Genomic DNA, 17864 nt, shown 5'->3' on the forward strand with positions numbered 1-17864 from the left:
CAAGCCCATGCAACAGCCGCCGCTCATCGAATTCCGCGATGTCGTCAAGCAATATGGCCGCGGCGAAGCGACCATCCGCGCGCTCGATGGCGTCAGCCTCTCCATTCATGAGAAGGAATTCGTCGCCATCATGGGGCCGTCCGGCTCCGGCAAATCCACCTCGATGAATATCATCGGCTGTCTGGATGTGCCGACATCAGGCGAATATCTGTTCCAGGGCGTGCCGACCAGCGGCTTCGACAACGAACATCTGACGCTGCTGCGCCGGCATATGCTGGGTTTCGTGTTTCAGGGCTTCAACCTTCTCTCGCGCACCTCGGCGGTGGAGAATGTCGAGCTGCCACTGATCTATCGCGGCATGAAGGCCTCGGAGCGGCGTGCGCGCGCCATGGAGGCGCTGGCGCAGGTGGGCCTGAAAGGCCGCGAGGACCACACCACGCAGGAGCTTTCCGGCGGCCAGCAGCAGCGCGTGGCCATTGCCCGCGCCATCGTCACCCGCCCCGCTTTGCTTCTGGCCGACGAGCCGACCGGCAATCTCGATACGAAAACCAGTGTCGAAATCATGGAACTGATCACCGCACTCAACCGCGACAGGGGCATAACGGTGGTCATGGTCACCCATGAAGAAGATATCGCCGCCCATGCCGGACGCCTCCTGCGTTTCGTCGACGGCCATCTCGCTTCAGACAGCGCGACGGACAAAAAGGAGACCGCCGATGTTCTTTGAAACGTCGCGTCTTGCGCTGCGCGCCATCAGCCGCAACCTCCTGCGCTCCTTCCTCACCGTGCTCGGCGTCGTCATCGGCGTCGCCGCCGTCATCGCCATGGTCACCATCGGCAACGGCACGACCGAACAGGTGAAATCGGAGCTTTCGCGGCTCGGCACCAACATGCTGTTCGTTCGCCCCGGCCAGTTCGGCCCCGGAAGGGCCAGCACCGAAGCCAAGCGCTTCGATGACCGCGATGTCGAGGCCATCCGCAACCAGATATCGGGCATCCGTGCCGTCGCACCGCAGAACCGCAGCTCCGCCGCAACCGTCATTTTCGGCGGCAAGAACCACCAGACAAGCGTTATCGGCACCACCAACGACTATCTGATCGCGCAGGACTGGACCATCGCGCTCGGCCGCGATTTCCAGCCCGCCGAAGATCGCGGCGGCCAGATCGGCTGCATCATCGGCGAAACGGTGCGGCAGGAACTGTTCGGCGCGGAAAACCCGGTGGGGCAGACGATCCGCGTCAGCAATATCTCCTGCCCCGTCATCGGTGTGCTGGGCAGAAAAGGCCAGTCAGGCCTCGGCGACGATCAGGACGACACGATCATCATGCCGCTGAAAATCCATCAGCGGCGCATCGGCGGCACCACCACCATTTCCTCGATCATGGTTTCGGCGCAGGATGGCGTTTCGACTGCCAAGGTGCAGAGCGACCTGCAGAGCCTGCTGCGCGAGCGCCGCCGCATCGGCATCGGCCGCGAGGATGATTTCACCGTCAACGACATGACGCAGATCGCCTCGGCCATGACCGGCACGACGACGCTGCTGACCGGGCTTCTCGGCGCGGTCGCGGCCGTCAGCCTTCTGGTCGGCGGTATAGGGATCATGAACATTATGCTGGTTTCGGTGACGGAACGCACCCGCGAGATCGGCATCCGCCTTGCCATCGGCGCACTGGAAAAACAGGTACTGACGCAGTTTCTGGTGGAAGCCGTCATGCTGTCGGCCTTCGGCGGCCTTGTCGGCATCCTCACCGGCCTCGGCCTTGCTTATGCCGTCGTCGGTTATCTCAACGTGCCTTTCGTCACCAGCCCGTCGATCATCTTCCTCGCCTTCGCCTTTTCGGCGGCCATCGGGGTGATTTTCGGCTACTTCCCGGCACGGCGGGCGGCGAGCCTGAGCCCGATAGAAGCCTTACGGCATGAATGAAAGCCGGCGTTCAAACCGCAACCGGCTTTGTGTGAGAAGAAACGGCAACCTCTTCCCGGGGATTGACCCGATCCGCTTCAGTCGCTCACCGGGGAGCGTGCACTATCCACCCACTCTTCGAGCGCGCGCTCTATGTCGTCCTGACAGGACGGCAGGTTTTCCTTCTCGCTGATGGCGCGTAGATACATTTCCACGGCATTCCGTTGCAAAGGGGTCAGTAAGGAAAACGTCTCCTGGCGTCCGCGCAAATAGGGTGCGAATTCGTGCCTGTAGTCGCCATCGAGATCGGCGATCATATAGGCGGGCAGATGAAATCGCATTCCTTCAGCATCAAGGAAAGCGGGGCTGCCGGAATGTCTGTTGAGATCCTTCAGCGGGATCGCGGCCCAATCATTCTTCTCATCGCCAGCACGACATGCGGCGCGGACGTCATGGCTCGCATAATCGTCAAGCGCCTGCGCCTCGGCGAGGCCGACGCCCCCACCCAGGGTAACACCCGCGAATGCGTCTCGCACCGCGGCTTTCGCATTCGCGATATTATCGGGTTGCGACCTCATCAAATCGTCTGCCTGTTCAATGATGCGCTCCCCCACTCCCGTCACCATGCACTGTCGGCCAGTCTCCACCCTCGGTCCGTTCGAGCGCGGGACTATTCAACGCGTCACCCTTGGATGCCGCAGATCCCTTTATCTCCTCCCGGTAAAACGCAAGGCAAACAATACCGGCAATCAGCGTCAGGCCAGCCACGACGCTGGCGACGATCAGCCCTATCGTCCAGATATCAATCGAGGCGCTACTGATGTCCATCCCGGTTCACTCCCCACGATCAATCCTGCCAGCGGTCCGAAACGCCTTCCAGCATGGTCGGCAGGCGGTTCCGCACCTCCCGCCAAACCTCGCAGAATATCCGATATCCTTGCTGATCTTGCGTCAGGGCGTCAATCGGATAGGCTCGCCCTCAAGTTTACCGGATGGAGTTTGGATGTTCAAATCGGTATCGGACAGCGCCGCTGCCGCAGACGGCGGTTCGCTCGCCCTCTTCGTCGAACGGATTGACGGACAGACGGAGGTGCTTGTGATCAATCGCTCCCTCGCGTCACGCGGAACGCCCGACTATAACAAGATCACTTCGAGCCTTAGGCCGCTTGCCGAGGAGGATTGCGCAATGATCGCGGCGGCTCTCGAGCCGCTGTTGATAACGACACCATCGATTCATCCGCTGGCGGATTTTATCGATACGCTGAAACAGCAATCATAATCCTTCGAAAGCTGATTTGCGCGGGGCGCAGTCTGCGGAAAAAGAATCTGAAACCTCTCATCCGTCATCCTCGGGCTTGACCCGGGGATCTACAAAGGTCTCAAGGGATTTGACGGGGATGGATCCTCGGGTCAAGCCCGAGGATGACGTCGCGTTTGTGGAAGCGCTGTGTGCATAAGAAAGGTCTGTCTCTCCATCGCAGAGATAGCGTAAACAATCAAACGCTAGCTTCAGCCTCACGCTGCTTTGCCAGCGCCGCCAGATCGGCCGGCTTCAGCTCAACCGATTCACCGCAGCCGCAGGCGGATGTCTGGTTCGGATTGTTGAAGGTGAAACCGGAGCGCATCTTGGTCACTTCGAAATCCATCTGGGTGCCGAGCAGATAAAGCACGGCGGAAGGCTGAACCCACACCTTTGCCCCTTCGAATTCAACCAGATCGTCCTTCGCATCCGGCTCGGTCACGAGATCGATGGTATATTCCATGCCCGCGCAACCGCCCTTCTTGATGCCGACGCGCACGCCCCTGGCATCCGGTCCGGAATTTTCGACGATTGCTTTAACGCGCGAGGCGGCAGCCCCGGTCATGGTCATGATCGCAAAGCCCATGGGCTTAATTCTCCTTCGACAATCGAGTTCAAGGCTCGATGCTTATGGATTTCAATTTAGTAGCGCCTGAGAGTGTCATCAAGGGATGACATCAGTCAAATCACGTCAATACCAGCCGACAGCGACCTGTGCTTCTTCCGACATGCGGTCCGGCGTCCATGGCGGGTCGAAGGTCATTTCGACCACGACACCGGAAACACCCTCGACGGCGCCAACAGCATTTTCCACCCAGCCCGGCATTTCACCGGCCACCGGGCAACCGGGCGCCGTCAGCGTCATGACGATCTTGACCATCCGGTCGTCCTCGATGTCGATCTTGTAGACGAGACCGAGTTCGAAGATATCGGCCGGAATTTCCGGGTCGTAGACGGTCTTCAGCGCCGCAATCACGTCGTCGCTGAGGCGTGCCAGCTCATCCGGCGGAATGGTCGAAACCTTTTCCTGAGCTTCGGTCGCATCCTGGGTCTTTGCAGTGGCTTCGGCAGTCATGGTCTTAAACCTCAATCCTGATCTCTTATCCCGATATCAGGCGAAAAATTTGCGCGCATATTCCAGCGCCTCAACAAGAGAGTCTACTTCGGCGCGGGTATTGTAAAGGCCGAACGATGCCCGGCATGTGGAGGTGACGCCGAAGCGTTTCAAGAGCGGCATGGCGCAATGGGTGCCCGCACGTACCGCAACGCCGCGCCGGTCGATCACCATCGAAACATCATGGGCGTGAATGCCCTCAAGCTCGAAGGAGAAGATGCCGCCCTTGTCAGGCGCATTGCCGATGATGCGCAGCGAATTGATCTCTCGCAACCGCTCCGCGGCGTAAGCCGCAAGATCGGCCTCATGCGCGGCAATCGCGGCACGGCCGAGATTGTCCATGTAATCCAGCGCATAACCGAGACCGATGGCCTGCACGATGGGCGGCGTGCCGGCTTCGAAACGGTGCGGCGGCTCGTTATAGGTCACATTGTCTTCGGTAACGTCGAGGATCATCTCGCCGCCGCCCTGAAACGGCCGCATCTCGCGCAAGCGGTCAGCCTTGCCATAAAGCACGCCGATGCCCGAGGGACCGTAAAGCTTGTGACCGGTCATCACATACCAGTCGCAATCGATATCGCGCACATCGACCGGCATGTGAACCGCGCCCTGCGAACCATCGACCAACACCGGAATGCCGCGCTCATGGGCGATGCGGCAGATTTCCTTCACCGGCACGATGGTGCCGAGAGCATTGGACATATGGGTAATGGCAACGAGCTTGGTGCGCTCCGTCAGGCTTTTTTCGAAAGCCTCGATATGAAACGCGCCGTCATCGTCCACAGGCACCCAGACGAGCTTCGCCCCCTGCCGCTCGCGAATGAAGTGCCACGGCACGATGTTGGAATGATGCTCCATGATCGAAATGACGATCTCGTCGCCCTCGCCGATCTTCGGCATGCCATAACCGTAAGCGACCGTATTGATCGCCTCGGTAGAGGATTTGGTGAAGACGATCTCGTCCACCGAACCGGCATTCAGGAAACGACGCACCTTTTCGCGCGCCGCCTCATAGGCATCGGTTGCGGCATTGGAGAGGAAATGCAGGCCGCGATGCACATTCGCATACTCATTTGCATAGGCATGCGAAACGGCGTCGATCACCACCTGCGGTTTTTGAGCGGACGCGCCGTTGTCGAGATAGACCAGCGGCTTGCCATAGACCTCGCGCGACAGGATCGGGAAATCCTTCCGCACGGCTTCGATGTCATAAGGGGCCGCCAATGCGGCGCGTTCGCTCTCAGGCATGATGTTCCAGCCAGCCGGAGATGATCGTCTCCAGCGCCTCTACCAGATTTTCTTCTTCCAGTTCCTCGACGATCTCGGCGACGAAGGCGTTGACGAGCATCGCCCGTGCCTTCGCCCGCGGCACGCCGCGCGCCATCAGGTAATAGAGATGATTGTCGCTGATATCGGCAACCGTCGCGCCATGGCCGCACTGAACGTCATCGGCGAAGATTTCCAGTTCAGGCTTTGCCGAGAACTCGCCATCGTCGGACATCAGCAGCGTATTGCACGCCATTTTCGCATCGGTCTTCTGGGCATCGGGCGCCACCCGGATCATGCCCTGGAAAATGCCCTTTGCACGGTCGAACACCACGTTGCGGAATACTTCCGTCGAGGTCGTGTTCGGCACGTTGTGACCGAGAACCATCGTCACGTCGGTATGGGTTTCGCCGCCCAGAAGGTTGACGCCGCGAACGATGAGGTCAGTGCCCTCACCTTCCACGTCCATGCGCAGTTCCTGACGCACCAGCTTGCCGCCGGCATTGACAATGAACAGGCGAATCTTGGCATCCGCGCCGATTTTCATGCGCAGCTGACCGAGATGGATATCGGCCGCACCCTGTTGCTGCAGGATGATCCAGGTCACTTCCGCGCCATCCTCGACAACGATGTCGCTGACGGAGGAAACGAAAGCCGCATCCGAAGTCACCGAAAGGTGACGCTCGATGACGGTCGCCTTGGAGCCCTTGCCGAAACGGGCCGGGAAGCGGCTGTGAACCTGGCCTGCGCCATGGACCGCCTGCAACTCGATCGGCTTCTCGATCTCGGCATCGGCCGGGATCTCGAGCACCAGGCCATCGCGCACGAAGCTGCCATTGATGCGGCCAATCGCGTCATCCTTGCTGGCTTCAGCGAGGCCGGCGGCGGCGGAACCATCGAGCAGGCTTTCGGCAAAACGCGACACGCGGACGTCTTCAATCTTGCCAATATCGGCCGTGCCATGCTGCAGATAGGCAACCAGCGAGCCGGCAACCGTTGGCGCCAGCTTCTCGATAACAGGCGCGGGTCGGTCTTCCGGAACGGCGCGCAGCAGGCTCTTCAGATCGGTATAGTGCCACGCCTCGATGCGGCGGGTCGGAAGACCGCCGGTCTTCAGATCGTCGAACAGCACGTCACGCGCGGCAACAACAGCACCGTCGCCCGGCAATTCGCTGAACTTGGCGGTGTAAGCGTCGACCAGCGCGGTTTCCGCTGGCGTCAGCCGGTTGGTAGCTTGAATGTTCATGGACATCACCTCCTGGCCTTTGACTTAGGCCGCTTCACCGATGATGTCGGCGTAACCGTTGTTTTCCAGTTCCAGCGCCAGAGCCTTGTCACCCGAGCGGATGATCTTGCCCTTGTAGAGAACGTGAACGCTGTCAGGCACGATGTAATCGAGCAGGCGCTGATAGTGGGTGATGACGACGGTGGCGCGATCCGGCGACTTCAGCGCATTGACGCCGTCAGCCACGATCTTCAGCGCGTCGATGTCGAGACCGCTATCGGTTTCGTCGAGAACGCAGAGCTTCGGCTCCAAGAGCGCCATCTGCAGGATTTCGGCGCGCTTCTTCTCACCGCCGGAGAAGCCGACGTTCAGCGGACGCTTCAGCATTTCCATGTCGATCTTCAGATCGCCGGCAGCTTCCTTGACGCGGCGGATGAAGTCCGGCGTCGTCAGCTCGGACTCGCCGCGCGCCTTGCGCTGCTCGTTCATCGCAACCTTCAGGAACTGCATGGTGGCGACGCCGGGAATTTCGACCGGGTACTGGAAGGCAAGGAAGATACCCTTGGCCGCACGCTCGGCGGCATCCAGTTCCAGAATGCTTTCGCCGTTATAGAGAATGTCACCGGAGGTGACTTCATAATCTTCGCGGCCCGACAGGATGTAGGACAGCGTCGACTTGCCGGAACCGTTCGGGCCCATGATGGCGGCGACTTCACCAGCGGCAACCTTCAGGTTGAGGCCCTTGATGATCTCGGTTTCGGTATCGGCGATCTTTGCGTGCAGGTCGATGATTTCAAGCATGGATGTATCCTAAGAATTGTGTGAGCGAAGGTGCGCGAACATCGCGCACTCAAATGCATGTTTGGGTGACGATCAGCCGACCGAGCCTTCCAGCGAAATGCCGATCAGCTTCTGCGCTTCCACGGCAAATTCCATCGGCAGCTCCTGAATGACTTCCTTGACGAAACCGTTGACGATCAGTGCGATCGCCGCTTCTTCGGGAATGCCGCGCTGCAGGCAATAGAACAGCTGGTCTTCGGAAATCTTCGACGTCGTCGCCTCGTGCTCGAAATGCGCGGAGGAGTTCTTCGCCTCGATATAGGGCACCGTATGCGCGCCGCACTTGTCGCCGATCAGGAGCGAGTCGCACTGCGTGAAGTTACGCGTGTTGGTCGCCTTGCGGTGGGCCGAAACCTGGCCGCGATAGACGTTTTCCGAGAAACCGGCGGCGATGCCCTTGGCGATGATGCGGCTCGACGTGTTCTTGCCGAGATGGATCATCTTGGTGCCGCTGTCGATCTGCTGGTGGCCGTTGGAGACCGCGATCGAATAGAACTCGCCACGGCTGTCATCACCGCGCAGAATGCAGGACGGGTATTTCCAGGTAATGGCCGAGCCGGTTTCCACCTGCGTCCACGAAATCTTCGAACGGTCGCCACGGCAATCGCCACGCTTGGTCACGAAGTTGTAGATACCGCCCTTGCCTTCCTTGTCGCCCGGATACCAGTTCTGGACGGTGGAATATTTGATTTCGGCATCATCAAGCGCCACCAGTTCGACCACGGCAGCGTGAAGCTGGTTCTCGTCGCGCTGCGGTGCGGTGCAGCCTTCCAGATAGGAGACGTAAGCACCCTCTTCGGCGATGATCAGCGTGCGCTCGAACTGGCCGGTGTTCTTCTCGTTGATGCGGAAATAGGTGGAAAGCTCCATCGGGCACCGCACACCCTTCGGCACGAAGACGAAGGAACCGTCGGTGAAGACGGCCGAGTTCAGCGTCGCGTAGAAATTGTCCGTCGTCGGAACGACCGAACCGAGATATTTCTTCACCAGTTCCGGATGCTCGCGCACGGCTTCCGAAATCGACATGAAGATGACGCCGGCTTTCGCCAGTTCCGCCTTGAAGGTGGTGACGACCGAGACGCTGTCGAACACGGCATCCACGGCGACCGGGCGCTTTTCGACGCCGGCGAGGATTTCCTGTTCCTTCAGCGGAATGCCGAGCTTCTCATAGACCTTCAAAAGCTCCGGGTCGACTTCATCCAGCGACTTCGGGCCGGGCGCGGTCTTCGGCGCGGCATAATAATAGAGATCGTTGAAATCGATCTTGGGGTAGCTGACGCGCGCCCAGGTCGGCTCTTCCATCGTCAGCCAGCGCTTGTAAGCCTCAAGACGCCATTCCAGCATCCATTCCGGCTCCTGCTTCTTGGCCGAGATGAAACGGATCACCTCTTCCGAAAGGCCCTTCGGGGCCTTGTCGACTTCGATATTGGTTTCGAAGCCGTATTTATACTGGTCCACATCGATCTGGCGGACCTGATCGATCGTTTCCTGAACCGCTGCCATGTCGTTCTCCAATCTCGCCGGAGCCAAGGTCCGGTGGCTTGTCAACGTATCAAGGCGGAAAGCCGCCTTATCCATCTTCGGGCAATGTCACCGCGCCGTTAAGCGGGCGGAGCTTATACCCATGTAAGTGCGGGATGGCGCTTTTCACACATCCCGGCAAGCGGAAAATTGCTATTCCGCAATTCTTTGCCGCATTTTAAGCGGCCTGACCGGAAAGCCTGCGCCGCCCCGCAATTTTCGTGAACGCCGCAAGCGTCCGTTCTATATCGGCCTCATCAGTCGCATGGCCAAGGGAAATCCGGAGTGCGCCAAGCTTGGGATCGCGCCCCATAGCCGTCAGCACATGGCTTTCCCCCACCTTGCCGGATGAGCAGGCCGAACCGGCCGACAGCGCAATGCCTTCGATATCGAAAGCGATCTGCCCCGTTTCCGCCTTCAGGCCCGGCAAGGTGAAAAACGTGGTATTACCGACGCGGGCAACGTCCTGCCCGTGGATGATCACGTCAGGCGCACTCACCCGCATGCCGTCTTCCAGCCGCGCCCGCAGAGCGGCAAGACGCGCCGCTTCAATCTCGAGATTCCGGGCAGCAACAGCGGCAGCGGCACCAAAACCGATGACCGACAGGGTATTTTCCGTGCCGGAACGATGCCCCTTCTCCTGCCCGCCGCCATGGATAAGCGGCTTCGGCATCATTACCTCGCCGCGCGAGACCAGCGCGCCAGCACCCTTGGGGCCACCGAGCTTGTGGGACGAGATGACCAGGAAATCGGCATCCAGAGTATTGATATCGAGAGGGACACGACCTGCCGCCTGCACGGCGTCGACGACCATCAATCCGCCCGCCGCATGCACCAGCCGCGCCGCTTCCGCCACCGGCTGGAGGATGCCGGTCTCATTGTTCACCAGCATGCAGGCAACCATCGGCAGGCCGGCGGAAGCATCATGCGAAGACAGCAGTGTCTGAAGTGCAGCAAGATCGATGACACCCGCTGACGTAACGGGAATTTCCGTAACGTCAGCCTTATCGAACCGGCCGCCTTCGCGAAAGGCGGGGTGTTCGATAGCGGAGACGTAAAGACGGCCATAGCGCACAGGAGCGCGCCCCATCTTGAATTCAGGCGTCATCACCAGATTGGCGGCTTCCGTCGCACCGCTGGTGAAGGTTACGTGGGCAGCCTGCGCGCTAACAAGTGCCGCAACCTCGCGGCGGGCGCCCTCAACGGCGGCGCGGGCGGCACGCCCTTCCCGGTGGACGGAAGACGGATTGCCGGCAAGATCGAGCGCGGAGACGAGAACATCGCGCACGGCGGGCAAAAGCGGCGCCGTGGCATTCCAGTCCATATATGTCCGCGTCAAAACCGTCATGACGATGAGGCTTCATCCAATCTTCAATGCGCCAAAACGCATTTTTCTTGAAATTACAGTTGCGCTTGCCTTATGACACCACCCGAGTGCTTTAGCACACGCAAAGTTTCGAATTATTCTAAACTGCGTTCTAGAAAAGATGACAGAGTTCGTCAAGTCTTCTCATCGGAAGAATGCGGTTGGAGAATGAAAAAACACGACCGGAGTACCAATGCCCGAAGTCATCTTTAACGGCCCTGCGGGTCGCCTCGAAGGCCGTTATCAACCCTCCAAGGAAAAGAGCGCGCCGATAGCGATCATCCTTCATCCGCACCCGCAGTTTGGCGGCACGATGAACAACCAGATCGTCTATCAGCTCTTCTATCTTTTCCAGAAGCGCGGCTTCACGACGCTCCGGTTCAATTTCCGCTCCATCGGCCGCAGCCAGGGCGAATTCGACCACGGCGCCGGCGAGCTTTCCGATGCCGCTTCCGCGCTCGACTGGGTGCAGAGCCTGCATCCCGATTCGAAAAGCTGCTGGGTCGCCGGTTACTCCTTCGGCGCCTGGATCGGCATGCAGCTTCTGATGCGCCGTCCGGAAATCGAAGGCTTCATGTCGATTGCGCCGCAGCCCAATACCTACGACTTTTCCTTCCTCGCCCCCTGCCCGTCGTCGGGCCTCATCATCAACGGCGATAGCGACAAGGTTGCACCTGAAAAGGACGTCAACGGCCTGGTGGAAAAGCTGAAGACCCAGAAGGGCATCCTCATCACCCACCGCACCGTTCCCGGCGCCAACCACTTCTTCAACGGCAAGGTGGACGACCTGATGGGCGAATGCGAGGACTATCTCGACCGTCGCCTCAATGGCGAACTGGTGCCGGAACCGGCGGCCAAGCGCATTCGGTGATTTTCGGCACCTATTGGCAGGGGTCTCGATTTTTCTACAATAATCGCCAGCAGGTGTGGCTTACCCCCCTCTGCCCTGCCGGGCATCTCCCCCTCAAGGGGGGAGATCAGCTAGACGCCTGCTCCTCGCCTAAGCTTCTGCGTTAAAGATGACCGGAAGGTCGCCGCGATTCGATCTCCCCCCTTGAGGGGGAGATGCCCGGCAGGGCAGAGGGGGGTAAACCCAGCCCGCCGTCGCCAATTACCCCCGCACCAAAACCCCACCCGTCACCGGCTCCTTCACCCCCGTCGTACCGGGATAGGTCAGCGGCAAACCCTTCAGCGATCGCACGGCCAGATAGGCCCAGGCCTCCGCCTCCATCGCCCCGCCATCGAAACCCGCCTCTTCCGCCGCGATTACCCGCGCTCCGGACTTCGCGGCAAGGTCTGCAAACTCCGCCATGATCACCGGATTGAGCCGCCCGCCGCCACAGACCACATAGGTTTTCGCCGCTTCGGGCAGATAGCTCGCCGATTTCAGAATGGCGGCCCCCGTCAGATGCGCCAGCGTCCGCGCCCCATCCGCCAGCGAGACCTCCCCCTTTTTCGGCGGCACGAAATCGCTACGGTCCAGCGACCGACGGATATTGGCTGAAAAAAACGGGCTTTCCATATAACGCGCCACCAGCGACGCAACGACGCTGCCGCCCGCCGCCGTCTTGCCGCCCTTGTCGAAGGCCTTGCCCGTATGCGCCTCGATCCACTGGTCGATCAGCATATTGCCGGGGCCGCTGTCGAAAGCGGCAAGCCGCCCCGCCTCACCTATATAGGTGAGATTGGAAATGCCGCCGATATTGACGAAGACGGCCGGTGTTTCGAACCCATCAGGCAGATTGGCGGAAAGCGCCATGTGATAGGCCGGGATCAGCGGTGCACCCTGCCCGCCATGGACCATATCGTTGGCCCGCATGTCGTAAACCACATCGATGCCGGTTTCCTCAGCCAGCAGAGGCCCATCACCGATCTGCACGGTTAGCGCCTCGTCCGGCCGGTGCAGCACCGTCTGACCGTGAAAGCCGATCACATCGATATCGCCGGGCTGGAGCCGGTGACGATGGAGGAAGGATTTCACCGCCACAGCATGGGCAAGCGTCAGCTTGCGCTCGGCCTCACCCAGATCGCCGGGACGTTCGCGCCGTTCACGAATGGCTTTGGCCGTGACCAATGCCTTCTGCCAGATGGCGCGCAGGCCCGGATCGTAGGGGAAATAACCGCTCGGCCCATGCCGCACCACGCTCTCGCCATCCGTGCGCAAAAGGGCGATATCGATGCCGTCCATCGATGTGCCGCTCATCAGCCCGATTGCCGTTTTGACCTCGCCCACCTGCCGCTCCCCTGCAATCACGAATCATCATGGAGTGAATCCCGACATTCATGGCCGAAACGGGTGCACATTTCAAAAAACAATGATAAAGCCGCGACGGTCATTGGTTTTCGATGGCCGCAAAGATCAAACCAGAAAGTAAAAGGTTATGTCCAGGTTCAAGTCCGATTTCCTCCGCACGCTCGATGAGCGCGGCTTCATTCACCAGATCTCCGATGAGGCAGGTCTCGACGAACTGTTCGCCAAGGAAACCGTGACCGCCTATATCGGCTATGACCCGACGGCTTCGAGTTTGCATGTCGGCCACCTCACCCAGATCATGATGCTGCACTGGATGCAGAAGACCGGCCACCAGCCGATCTCGCTGATGGGTGGCGGCACCGGCATGGTCGGCGATCCCTCCTTCAAGGAAGAGGCCCGCAAGCTGATGACGATCGACATGATCGAGGACAACATCACCTCGCTCAAGCATGTCTTCGCCAATTACCTCGATTACGACCGCGCCAACAATCCGGCGCTGATGATCAACAATGCCGACTGGCTGCGCGGCCTCAACTACCTCGAATTCCTGCGCGATGTCGGCCGCCATTTCTCGGTCAACCGCATGCTGTCTTTCGACAGCGTGAAAACGCGCCTCGACCGCGAGCAGTCACTGTCCTTCCTCGAATTCAACTACATGATCCTGCAGGCCTACGATTTCGTGGAGCTGAACCAGCGCACCGGCTGCCGCCTGCAGATGGGCGGTTCGGACCAGTGGGGCAACATCATCAACGGCATCGATCTCGGTCACCGCATGGGGACACCGCAGCTTTACGCGCTGACCTCGCCGCTTCTGACCACCTCTTCCGGTGCGAAAATGGGCAAGTCGGCTTCCGGCGCCGTGTGGCTGAACAAGGACCTGCTGCCGGTCTATGATTTCTGGCAATACTGGCGCAACACGGAAGATGCGGACGTGGTTCGCTTTGCGAAACTCTTCACCACGCTGCCGATGGATGAGATCGCCCGTATCGCCGCCCTTGGCGGATCGGAGATCAACGAGGCGAAGAAAATCCTCGCGACCGAAGTGACCGCGATCCTGCATGGCCGTGCCGCTGCCGAAGAAGCTGCCGAGACGGCGCGCAAGACCTTCGAGGAAGGTGCGCTCGCCGAAAACCTGCCCTCCATCGAGGTTCCGACATCCGAACTCGACGCCGGCCTCGGCGTCCTGTCGCTCATCGTCCGTGCCGGTCTCGCCGGCTCGAACGGCGAGGCCCGCCGCCACGTTCAGGGCGGTGCGGTGAAGATCAACGACATTGGCGTTTCGGATGAGCGCCAGACGGTCGGTTCCGGTGAAATCACCGGCGACGGCGTCATCAAGCTGTCGGTCGGCAAGAAGAAGCACGTTCTGGTTCGCCCGGCGTAAGACTTACAAAAACATCGTGTCGAGGACTGCGAAAGCGGTCCTCGATGCGCCGATACCTCCCACTTCCGTCATGCCGGACTAGATCCGGCATCCAGCCACGGCGCGTCTGCGCCGTGAAAGGGCTCTCGCGCGATCAAGGACTTGATCGCACTGGACCCCGGATCAGGTCCGGGGTGACGGAGTGCGGGTGCACCCGTTCTCGCCAAACAGCCGCTTGCGCCAAGCTTTGCGACGCTCCATTCACTGAAATTCGAAAATCTGCCGGAAGACGCCCGGCGCGATCAGCGACAGCGGATTGATCGTCAGCTTCGGCTGGTCCGTCTGGCCGGAGAGCTTGAAGGTGATGCCGAGCAACCCCCGGTCGCGGCCATTGCCGAGGAAGATGCCGATGAAGGGCAACTCGCCGAACAGCCGGTTCAACCCATAGGCGGGCATGAAGGTGCCGGTCATGTCCATACGGCCGCTCTGGTCCTTCAGCAGCCCCTGGAAGGTCGCGCCGATCTGCTCGCCGCGCACGACGCCGTTTTCCACCGCCACCGAACCATTGACATAAACCAGCCGGGCAAAACCGCGCTGGAATTTTTCCGAACTGACATCGATATTGCGGCGCACCGCATTGTTGAGGCTCCTGCCATCCTCACCCGTCGGCGTGGCGACGATGTCCTGCAGCTTGGCTTCGTTGACGACGGCAAAATTGCGCAGGTCGAGCGATCCGCTCCAGTCGCTGCCATTGGAGGTCGTCAGCGCAAGGTTGAGAAGGCCGCCGCGAATACGGCTGTAGATATTGGCGAAACGGGCAAGCGACCCCGCATCGCTGCTGGTCAGCGTCACGGTTCCCGTCGCCCCGCGATTGACGGTCTGCGCCACCACCGCCTGGCCGTTGCCGGTAACGCCACGGAAATCGATGGAGCGGACCTTGCCGTCCCGCACGCTGACATCGGAACTGACATTGGCAAGGATTTCGTCGTTGAACCCATAGACCTTGTCGAATTGCGTCTTGATGGCAAGGGATGGCTGCGAACGCGACGTCCCGTCGCCGCTGCCGGAAGAGCTGCGAAGCTTCGAGAGGAAAGGCCTGACATCGGCGGATTTCCCCGATGCGTTGATGATATAGCCGTTCTTCGAAGCGGCGACCGAAACGGCGTAATTATCGGAGGGCGAGAGCTGCACGCGGCTGAGATCGGCTGAAATCAGCCCGTTCTTGCTGAAGGCGATATCGCCGGCCGCGCCGAAGCCGTCGCCGTCGAGCGAGAAGTCGCTGATCGTCGTGCGCCCGTCTCCCATTTCCATGGTGAAGGTGGCGCTGGCGGGAATGCCGATACCCTTGCTCCAGCCGAGCCCTGGCAGAATGATCGACGCTTTGGTCAGATCGAGCCGGATATCCTGGCGTTTCGGGTCGGCGCCGTCGATTTCAATCGCCGTCGTGCCGCCGAGGACCGTGGAGAGTTCCGGAGCGAGCTTGGCAACCTGCGTTTCGTTCAGGCTTGCCTTCAGCGACAGCGTCGGCGCGATATCGCTGTTCTTGCGCACCGGCTCCGTCATCACGATGTCCATCGGCACGTCGTCCACGCGGCCCCTGCCCTCCAGTTTGAGCTGGCGGTCGTCCAGCGTCATGAAACCGTCGAGCGCAGTCACCTTGTGGCCCGCAAAGGGTTTGGTCAGCGACAGGTTCTTCAGATCGAGATCGGCCGTCCACACCGGCGGAGGCGGATTGTGGCTGGAAAGCAGGCCAACGGTCAGGTTGGCATGGGCCTTGACATCGCCGGTGAAATCCTCGGGCTTGAACTGCGTATCCTTGAGCGCATTGATGGGTTTGAGCGCCGCAAGTTCGGCCACGGCATCGGCCGAGCCCGAAACGTTCAGTTCGAGATTTCCAAGCAGCGGCTTGTCGTAAACAGCGGAAATGAGAAAACGGCTGTTTTCCAGCGCAAGCGACCGGTTCGACGGGAAATAGGATGTCCCCCGCTTGATATCGACGGCCATCTTGCCGCCGACGAGGTCGAAATGCGCGTCGACATCGCGCAACGGCGGAATGTCGCCGGTGGTATTGAGACGCGTATCGTCGATATCGAAACGGATCTGCATTTCGCTTTCGCCGAGCACCAGCGGGCAGCCGGGACCGCACATCCGTCCCTGCGGGATGAAGATCGCGATTGAACCATTGGTGACGGTGCCGCCGTAGAGATTGGACACCACCCAGTCGCGCGGTTTGTGCGCCATCCAAAACGGCCAGAGCTGCTTGACCGCCGTGGCCTCCATCTTCGGAATCTGCCCGCCGAAACTGATTTCCGGCGACCCCTGGCCGAAGCGGATTTTCAGCGATCCCGCCATATCTCCAAGCGGGCCTGTCACATAGAGCGAGGGAACGTCGAGCTGCTTCGTCGCCGCCGTAAAATGCCCGTCCGCCTTCAGGCTGAAAGGAACCGGGGCCTCGCCCGAAGCTTCGGACGAAGCAACGGCGTTGTCGATCCGCAGCGAAAGGCCGAAGCCGTCTTCGGTATCGCTGATTTCACCGGCGACCGGAAGAATTGTCCGCCCGAGCTCCAGCCGCGAATTGTCGATGACAAGGGTGCTTTTGGCAAAGTCATAACGCGCATGGACATTGCCAGCCGTAAAGGTCTGGGACTCGCCGCCAATCATCAGCGTTCCATTGCCGAGGCCGAGCGAAATCTCCAGCCGTGGCTCCTGCCCTTCCATGGCGCGCCGAGCGACAATATTGATACCCGTCTTGACGTTCAGGCCTTCATGGAGATTTCCGTCGGGATCGTATTTCTCAAGAAACGGGCCGATATCGAAACCGTCGATGCGGGCTTCAAAACCGTCTATCCGGCCACCCGATCCCGAAGTCTGCAGCGACACGCTGGCAATTTCACCGTTAAACAGCGTTTCTCCATCGAGCGAATATCCGCCCTGCTGATCGGGCGTCAGCGACAATTCGCGCACTTCGACGGTGCGCGGCTTGCCCAACTCTCCGGGCGGCAGGTGAACCGAAACGCTGGAAATATCGATTTCCTCGGTTCCGCTGCTCAGAAAAGCCTGAGCGAGCTTGTCGAGCTGCCCGAAGGCCTCCTGCAATTGCTGCGGCACGGCGTCGAGCTTGACGCTGGCGAGATCGAACCCGTTACCCTTGGGCAAAAGCGCCGTATCGAGCTCCATCCCGTCGGCCTCGAGGCTCTCCACCGAGACGCGGCCGGTCAGAAGCGCAAGCGGATCGAGCGCCATGCCGATTGCCCGGGCCCGGCTCATATGCTGGCCGGATTCCTTCTCGATGATATCCACGTCCTCCGCCACCAGTGCAAGGCGCAGCCCGGTGGAAAACCTGATCGCCGAAGAACCGATCCGCGCGCTGTAATGGGGGCCGAGCGCCCTTTCCAGCGCCTGCTGCGCCTGGCTGGAAAGCGTCGCATCGATCGATCCCGTTTCGACGGAAAGAATGATGCCGCCAATGGACAGGAAGGCCAGCACGAAAAGCGCTGCGAAAATCTTGATGAAGGCGCGCACCATGGAGCGCGGCGCCGGGCAATGCACGATGATGGGATCTTCGGCCTGCGCCGAAGGAAGATCGTGCAGCGCAATGATATCGCGTCTGCCGAACTTGACCTTTTCACCCCTTACTTCAGCCATACGCCCGTGTTTGCCCTTGAATAGCTTTGTTCGCCGCAACACCGAAGCGGGATGGCGAAAAGTGTAAGC

Annotated in this window: 16 protein-coding genes; 5 read left to right on the top strand and 11 right to left on the bottom strand. The window is 60.3% G+C overall.

The window, feature by feature from the left end:
* The first annotated feature begins 7 nt into the window (after positions 1-7).
* Together L901_RS22210 and L901_RS22215 are read left to right on the top strand one after the other, a co-directional pair.
* A complete protein-coding gene (locus L901_RS22210) occupies positions 8-727 on the top strand; it encodes an ABC transporter ATP-binding protein (RefSeq protein ID WP_059760324.1) in 720 nt (239 codons plus the stop codon).
* Positions 717-1925 (top strand): ABC transporter permease, encoded by a 1209-nt coding sequence (locus L901_RS22215; RefSeq protein WP_059760326.1) that lies wholly within the window; start codon positions 717-719, stop codon positions 1923-1925. The genes L901_RS22210 and L901_RS22215 overlap by 11 nt, the downstream gene beginning before the upstream one ends.
* A 77-nt stretch (positions 1926-2002) precedes the next feature.
* Here the strand turns inward: L901_RS22215 and L901_RS22220 are convergent, their stop codons facing one another.
* The gene (locus tag L901_RS22220) at positions 2003-2530 is read right to left on the bottom strand and encodes a DUF6714 family protein (RefSeq protein WP_059760328.1); all 528 of its coding nucleotides are present in this window, start codon (positions 2528-2530) and stop codon (positions 2003-2005) included.
* Positions 2499-2732 carry a hypothetical protein gene (locus tag L901_RS22225; protein ID WP_059760330.1) on the bottom strand — a complete coding sequence of 78 codons (234 nt, stop codon included), beginning with the start codon at positions 2730-2732 and terminating at the stop codon, positions 2499-2501. The genes L901_RS22220 and L901_RS22225 overlap by 32 nt, the downstream gene beginning before the upstream one ends.
* A gap of 175 nt (positions 2733-2907) precedes the next feature.
* Between L901_RS22225 and L901_RS22230 the strand changes: the two genes are divergently transcribed.
* Positions 2908-3183, top strand: a complete 276-nt coding sequence (locus L901_RS22230; RefSeq protein ID WP_059760332.1) for a hypothetical protein — start codon at positions 2908-2910, stop codon at positions 3181-3183.
* Positions 3184-3400: 217 nt separating this feature from the next.
* On the opposite strand, the gene sufA is transcribed toward L901_RS22230, so the two are convergent.
* The 7 genes from sufA to L901_RS22265 all read right to left on the bottom strand — a co-directional run bounded on the left by sufA (position 3401) and on the right by L901_RS22265 (position 10518).
* Positions 3401-3790, bottom strand: coding sequence for a Fe-S cluster assembly scaffold SufA (sufA, locus tag L901_RS22235; RefSeq protein ID WP_059760334.1), 390 nt, complete (start codon positions 3788-3790; stop codon positions 3401-3403).
* A gap of 105 nt (positions 3791-3895) precedes the next feature.
* Positions 3896-4279, bottom strand: coding sequence for an SUF system Fe-S cluster assembly protein (locus tag L901_RS22240; protein WP_003522655.1), 384 nt, complete (start codon positions 4277-4279; stop codon positions 3896-3898).
* Between the two features lie 36 nt (positions 4280-4315).
* Positions 4316-5566 (bottom strand): cysteine desulfurase, encoded by a 1251-nt coding sequence (locus tag L901_RS22245; RefSeq protein WP_059760336.1) that lies wholly within the window; start codon positions 5564-5566, stop codon positions 4316-4318.
* Positions 5559-6830: a Fe-S cluster assembly protein SufD gene (gene sufD / locus L901_RS22250; RefSeq protein ID WP_059760473.1), complete on the bottom strand. Its 1272-nt coding sequence runs from the start codon at positions 6828-6830 to the stop codon at positions 5559-5561. Before sufD ends, L901_RS22245 begins: the two co-directional genes overlap by 8 nt.
* Positions 6831-6854: 24 nt before the next feature.
* On the bottom strand, positions 6855-7610 hold the full coding sequence (gene sufC, locus L901_RS22255; protein ID WP_003522658.1) for a Fe-S cluster assembly ATPase SufC: 756 nt from the start codon (positions 7608-7610) through the stop codon (positions 6855-6857).
* Between the two features lie 72 nt (positions 7611-7682).
* Complete coding sequence (gene sufB / locus L901_RS22260; RefSeq protein ID WP_020809911.1) at positions 7683-9152, bottom strand: Fe-S cluster assembly protein SufB; 1470 nt, start codon at positions 9150-9152, stop codon at positions 7683-7685.
* Positions 9153-9348: 196 nt separating this feature from the next.
* Entirely contained in the window at positions 9349-10518 is a 1170-nt protein-coding gene (locus L901_RS22265; RefSeq protein ID WP_059760338.1) for a cysteine desulfurase family protein, read from the bottom strand.
* A 211-nt stretch (positions 10519-10729) separates the two neighbouring features.
* Between L901_RS22265 and L901_RS22270 the strand changes: the two genes are divergently transcribed.
* On the top strand, positions 10730-11407 hold the full coding sequence (locus tag L901_RS22270; protein WP_035263309.1) for an alpha/beta hydrolase: 678 nt from the start codon (positions 10730-10732) through the stop codon (positions 11405-11407).
* A 240-nt stretch (positions 11408-11647) separates the two neighbouring features.
* On the opposite strand, the gene L901_RS22275 is transcribed toward L901_RS22270, so the two are convergent.
* Positions 11648-12769: an anhydro-N-acetylmuramic acid kinase gene (locus tag L901_RS22275; RefSeq protein WP_059760341.1), complete on the bottom strand. Its 1122-nt coding sequence runs from the start codon at positions 12767-12769 to the stop codon at positions 11648-11650.
* Positions 12770-12917: 148 nt separating this feature from the next.
* On the opposite strand from L901_RS22275, the gene tyrS reads away from it, so the two are divergent.
* Positions 12918-14171, top strand: a complete 1254-nt coding sequence (tyrS, locus tag L901_RS22280; RefSeq protein ID WP_059760342.1) for a tyrosine--tRNA ligase — start codon at positions 12918-12920, stop codon at positions 14169-14171.
* Positions 14172-14411: 240 nt separating this feature from the next.
* Here the strand turns inward: tyrS and L901_RS22285 are convergent, their stop codons facing one another.
* Positions 14412-17795 carry a DUF3971 domain-containing protein gene (locus tag L901_RS22285; RefSeq protein WP_020810869.1) on the bottom strand — a complete coding sequence of 1128 codons (3384 nt, stop codon included), beginning with the start codon at positions 17793-17795 and terminating at the stop codon, positions 14412-14414.
* Positions 17796-17864: the final 69 nt, after the last annotated feature.

Origin of the sequence: Agrobacterium sp. D14, from assembly GCF_001526505.1 — a bacterium.
Taxonomy (GTDB): domain Bacteria; phylum Pseudomonadota; class Alphaproteobacteria; order Rhizobiales; family Rhizobiaceae; genus Agrobacterium; species Agrobacterium leguminum.

Bases quoted from the DNA above. Each gene is read 5' to 3' on its own strand.
- L901_RS22210 (WP_059760324.1), top strand. From the start codon at position 8: ATGCAACAGCCGCCGCTCATCGAATTCCGCGATGTCGTCAAGCAATAT.
- L901_RS22215 (WP_059760326.1), top strand. From the start codon at position 717: ATGTTCTTTGAAACGTCGCGTCTTGCGCTGCGCGCCATCAGCCGCAAC.
- L901_RS22220 (WP_059760328.1), bottom strand. From the start codon at position 2,530: ATGGTGACGGGAGTGGGGGAGCGCATCATTGAACAGGCAGACGATTTG.
- L901_RS22225 (WP_059760330.1), bottom strand. From the start codon at position 2,732: ATGGACATCAGTAGCGCCTCGATTGATATCTGGACGATAGGGCTGATC.
- L901_RS22230 (WP_059760332.1), top strand. From the start codon at position 2,908: ATGTTCAAATCGGTATCGGACAGCGCCGCTGCCGCAGACGGCGGTTCG.
- sufA (WP_059760334.1), bottom strand. From the start codon at position 3,790: ATGGGCTTTGCGATCATGACCATGACCGGGGCTGCCGCCTCGCGCGTT.
- L901_RS22240 (WP_003522655.1), bottom strand. From the start codon at position 4,279: ATGACTGCCGAAGCCACTGCAAAGACCCAGGATGCGACCGAAGCTCAG.
- L901_RS22245 (WP_059760336.1), bottom strand. From the start codon at position 5,566: ATGCCTGAGAGCGAACGCGCCGCATTGGCGGCCCCTTATGACATCGAA.
- sufD (WP_059760473.1), bottom strand. From the start codon at position 6,830: ATGAACATTCAAGCTACCAACCGGCTGACGCCAGCGGAAACCGCGCTG.
- sufC (WP_003522658.1), bottom strand. From the start codon at position 7,610: ATGCTTGAAATCATCGACCTGCACGCAAAGATCGCCGATACCGAAACC.
- sufB (WP_020809911.1), bottom strand. From the start codon at position 9,152: ATGGCAGCGGTTCAGGAAACGATCGATCAGGTCCGCCAGATCGATGTG.
- L901_RS22265 (WP_059760338.1), bottom strand. From the start codon at position 10,518: ATGACGGTTTTGACGCGGACATATATGGACTGGAATGCCACGGCGCCG.
- L901_RS22270 (WP_035263309.1), top strand. From the start codon at position 10,730: ATGCCCGAAGTCATCTTTAACGGCCCTGCGGGTCGCCTCGAAGGCCGT.
- tyrS (WP_059760342.1), top strand. From the start codon at position 12,918: ATGTCCAGGTTCAAGTCCGATTTCCTCCGCACGCTCGATGAGCGCGGC.
- L901_RS22285 (WP_020810869.1), bottom strand. From the start codon at position 17,795: ATGGCTGAAGTAAGGGGTGAAAAGGTCAAGTTCGGCAGACGCGATATC.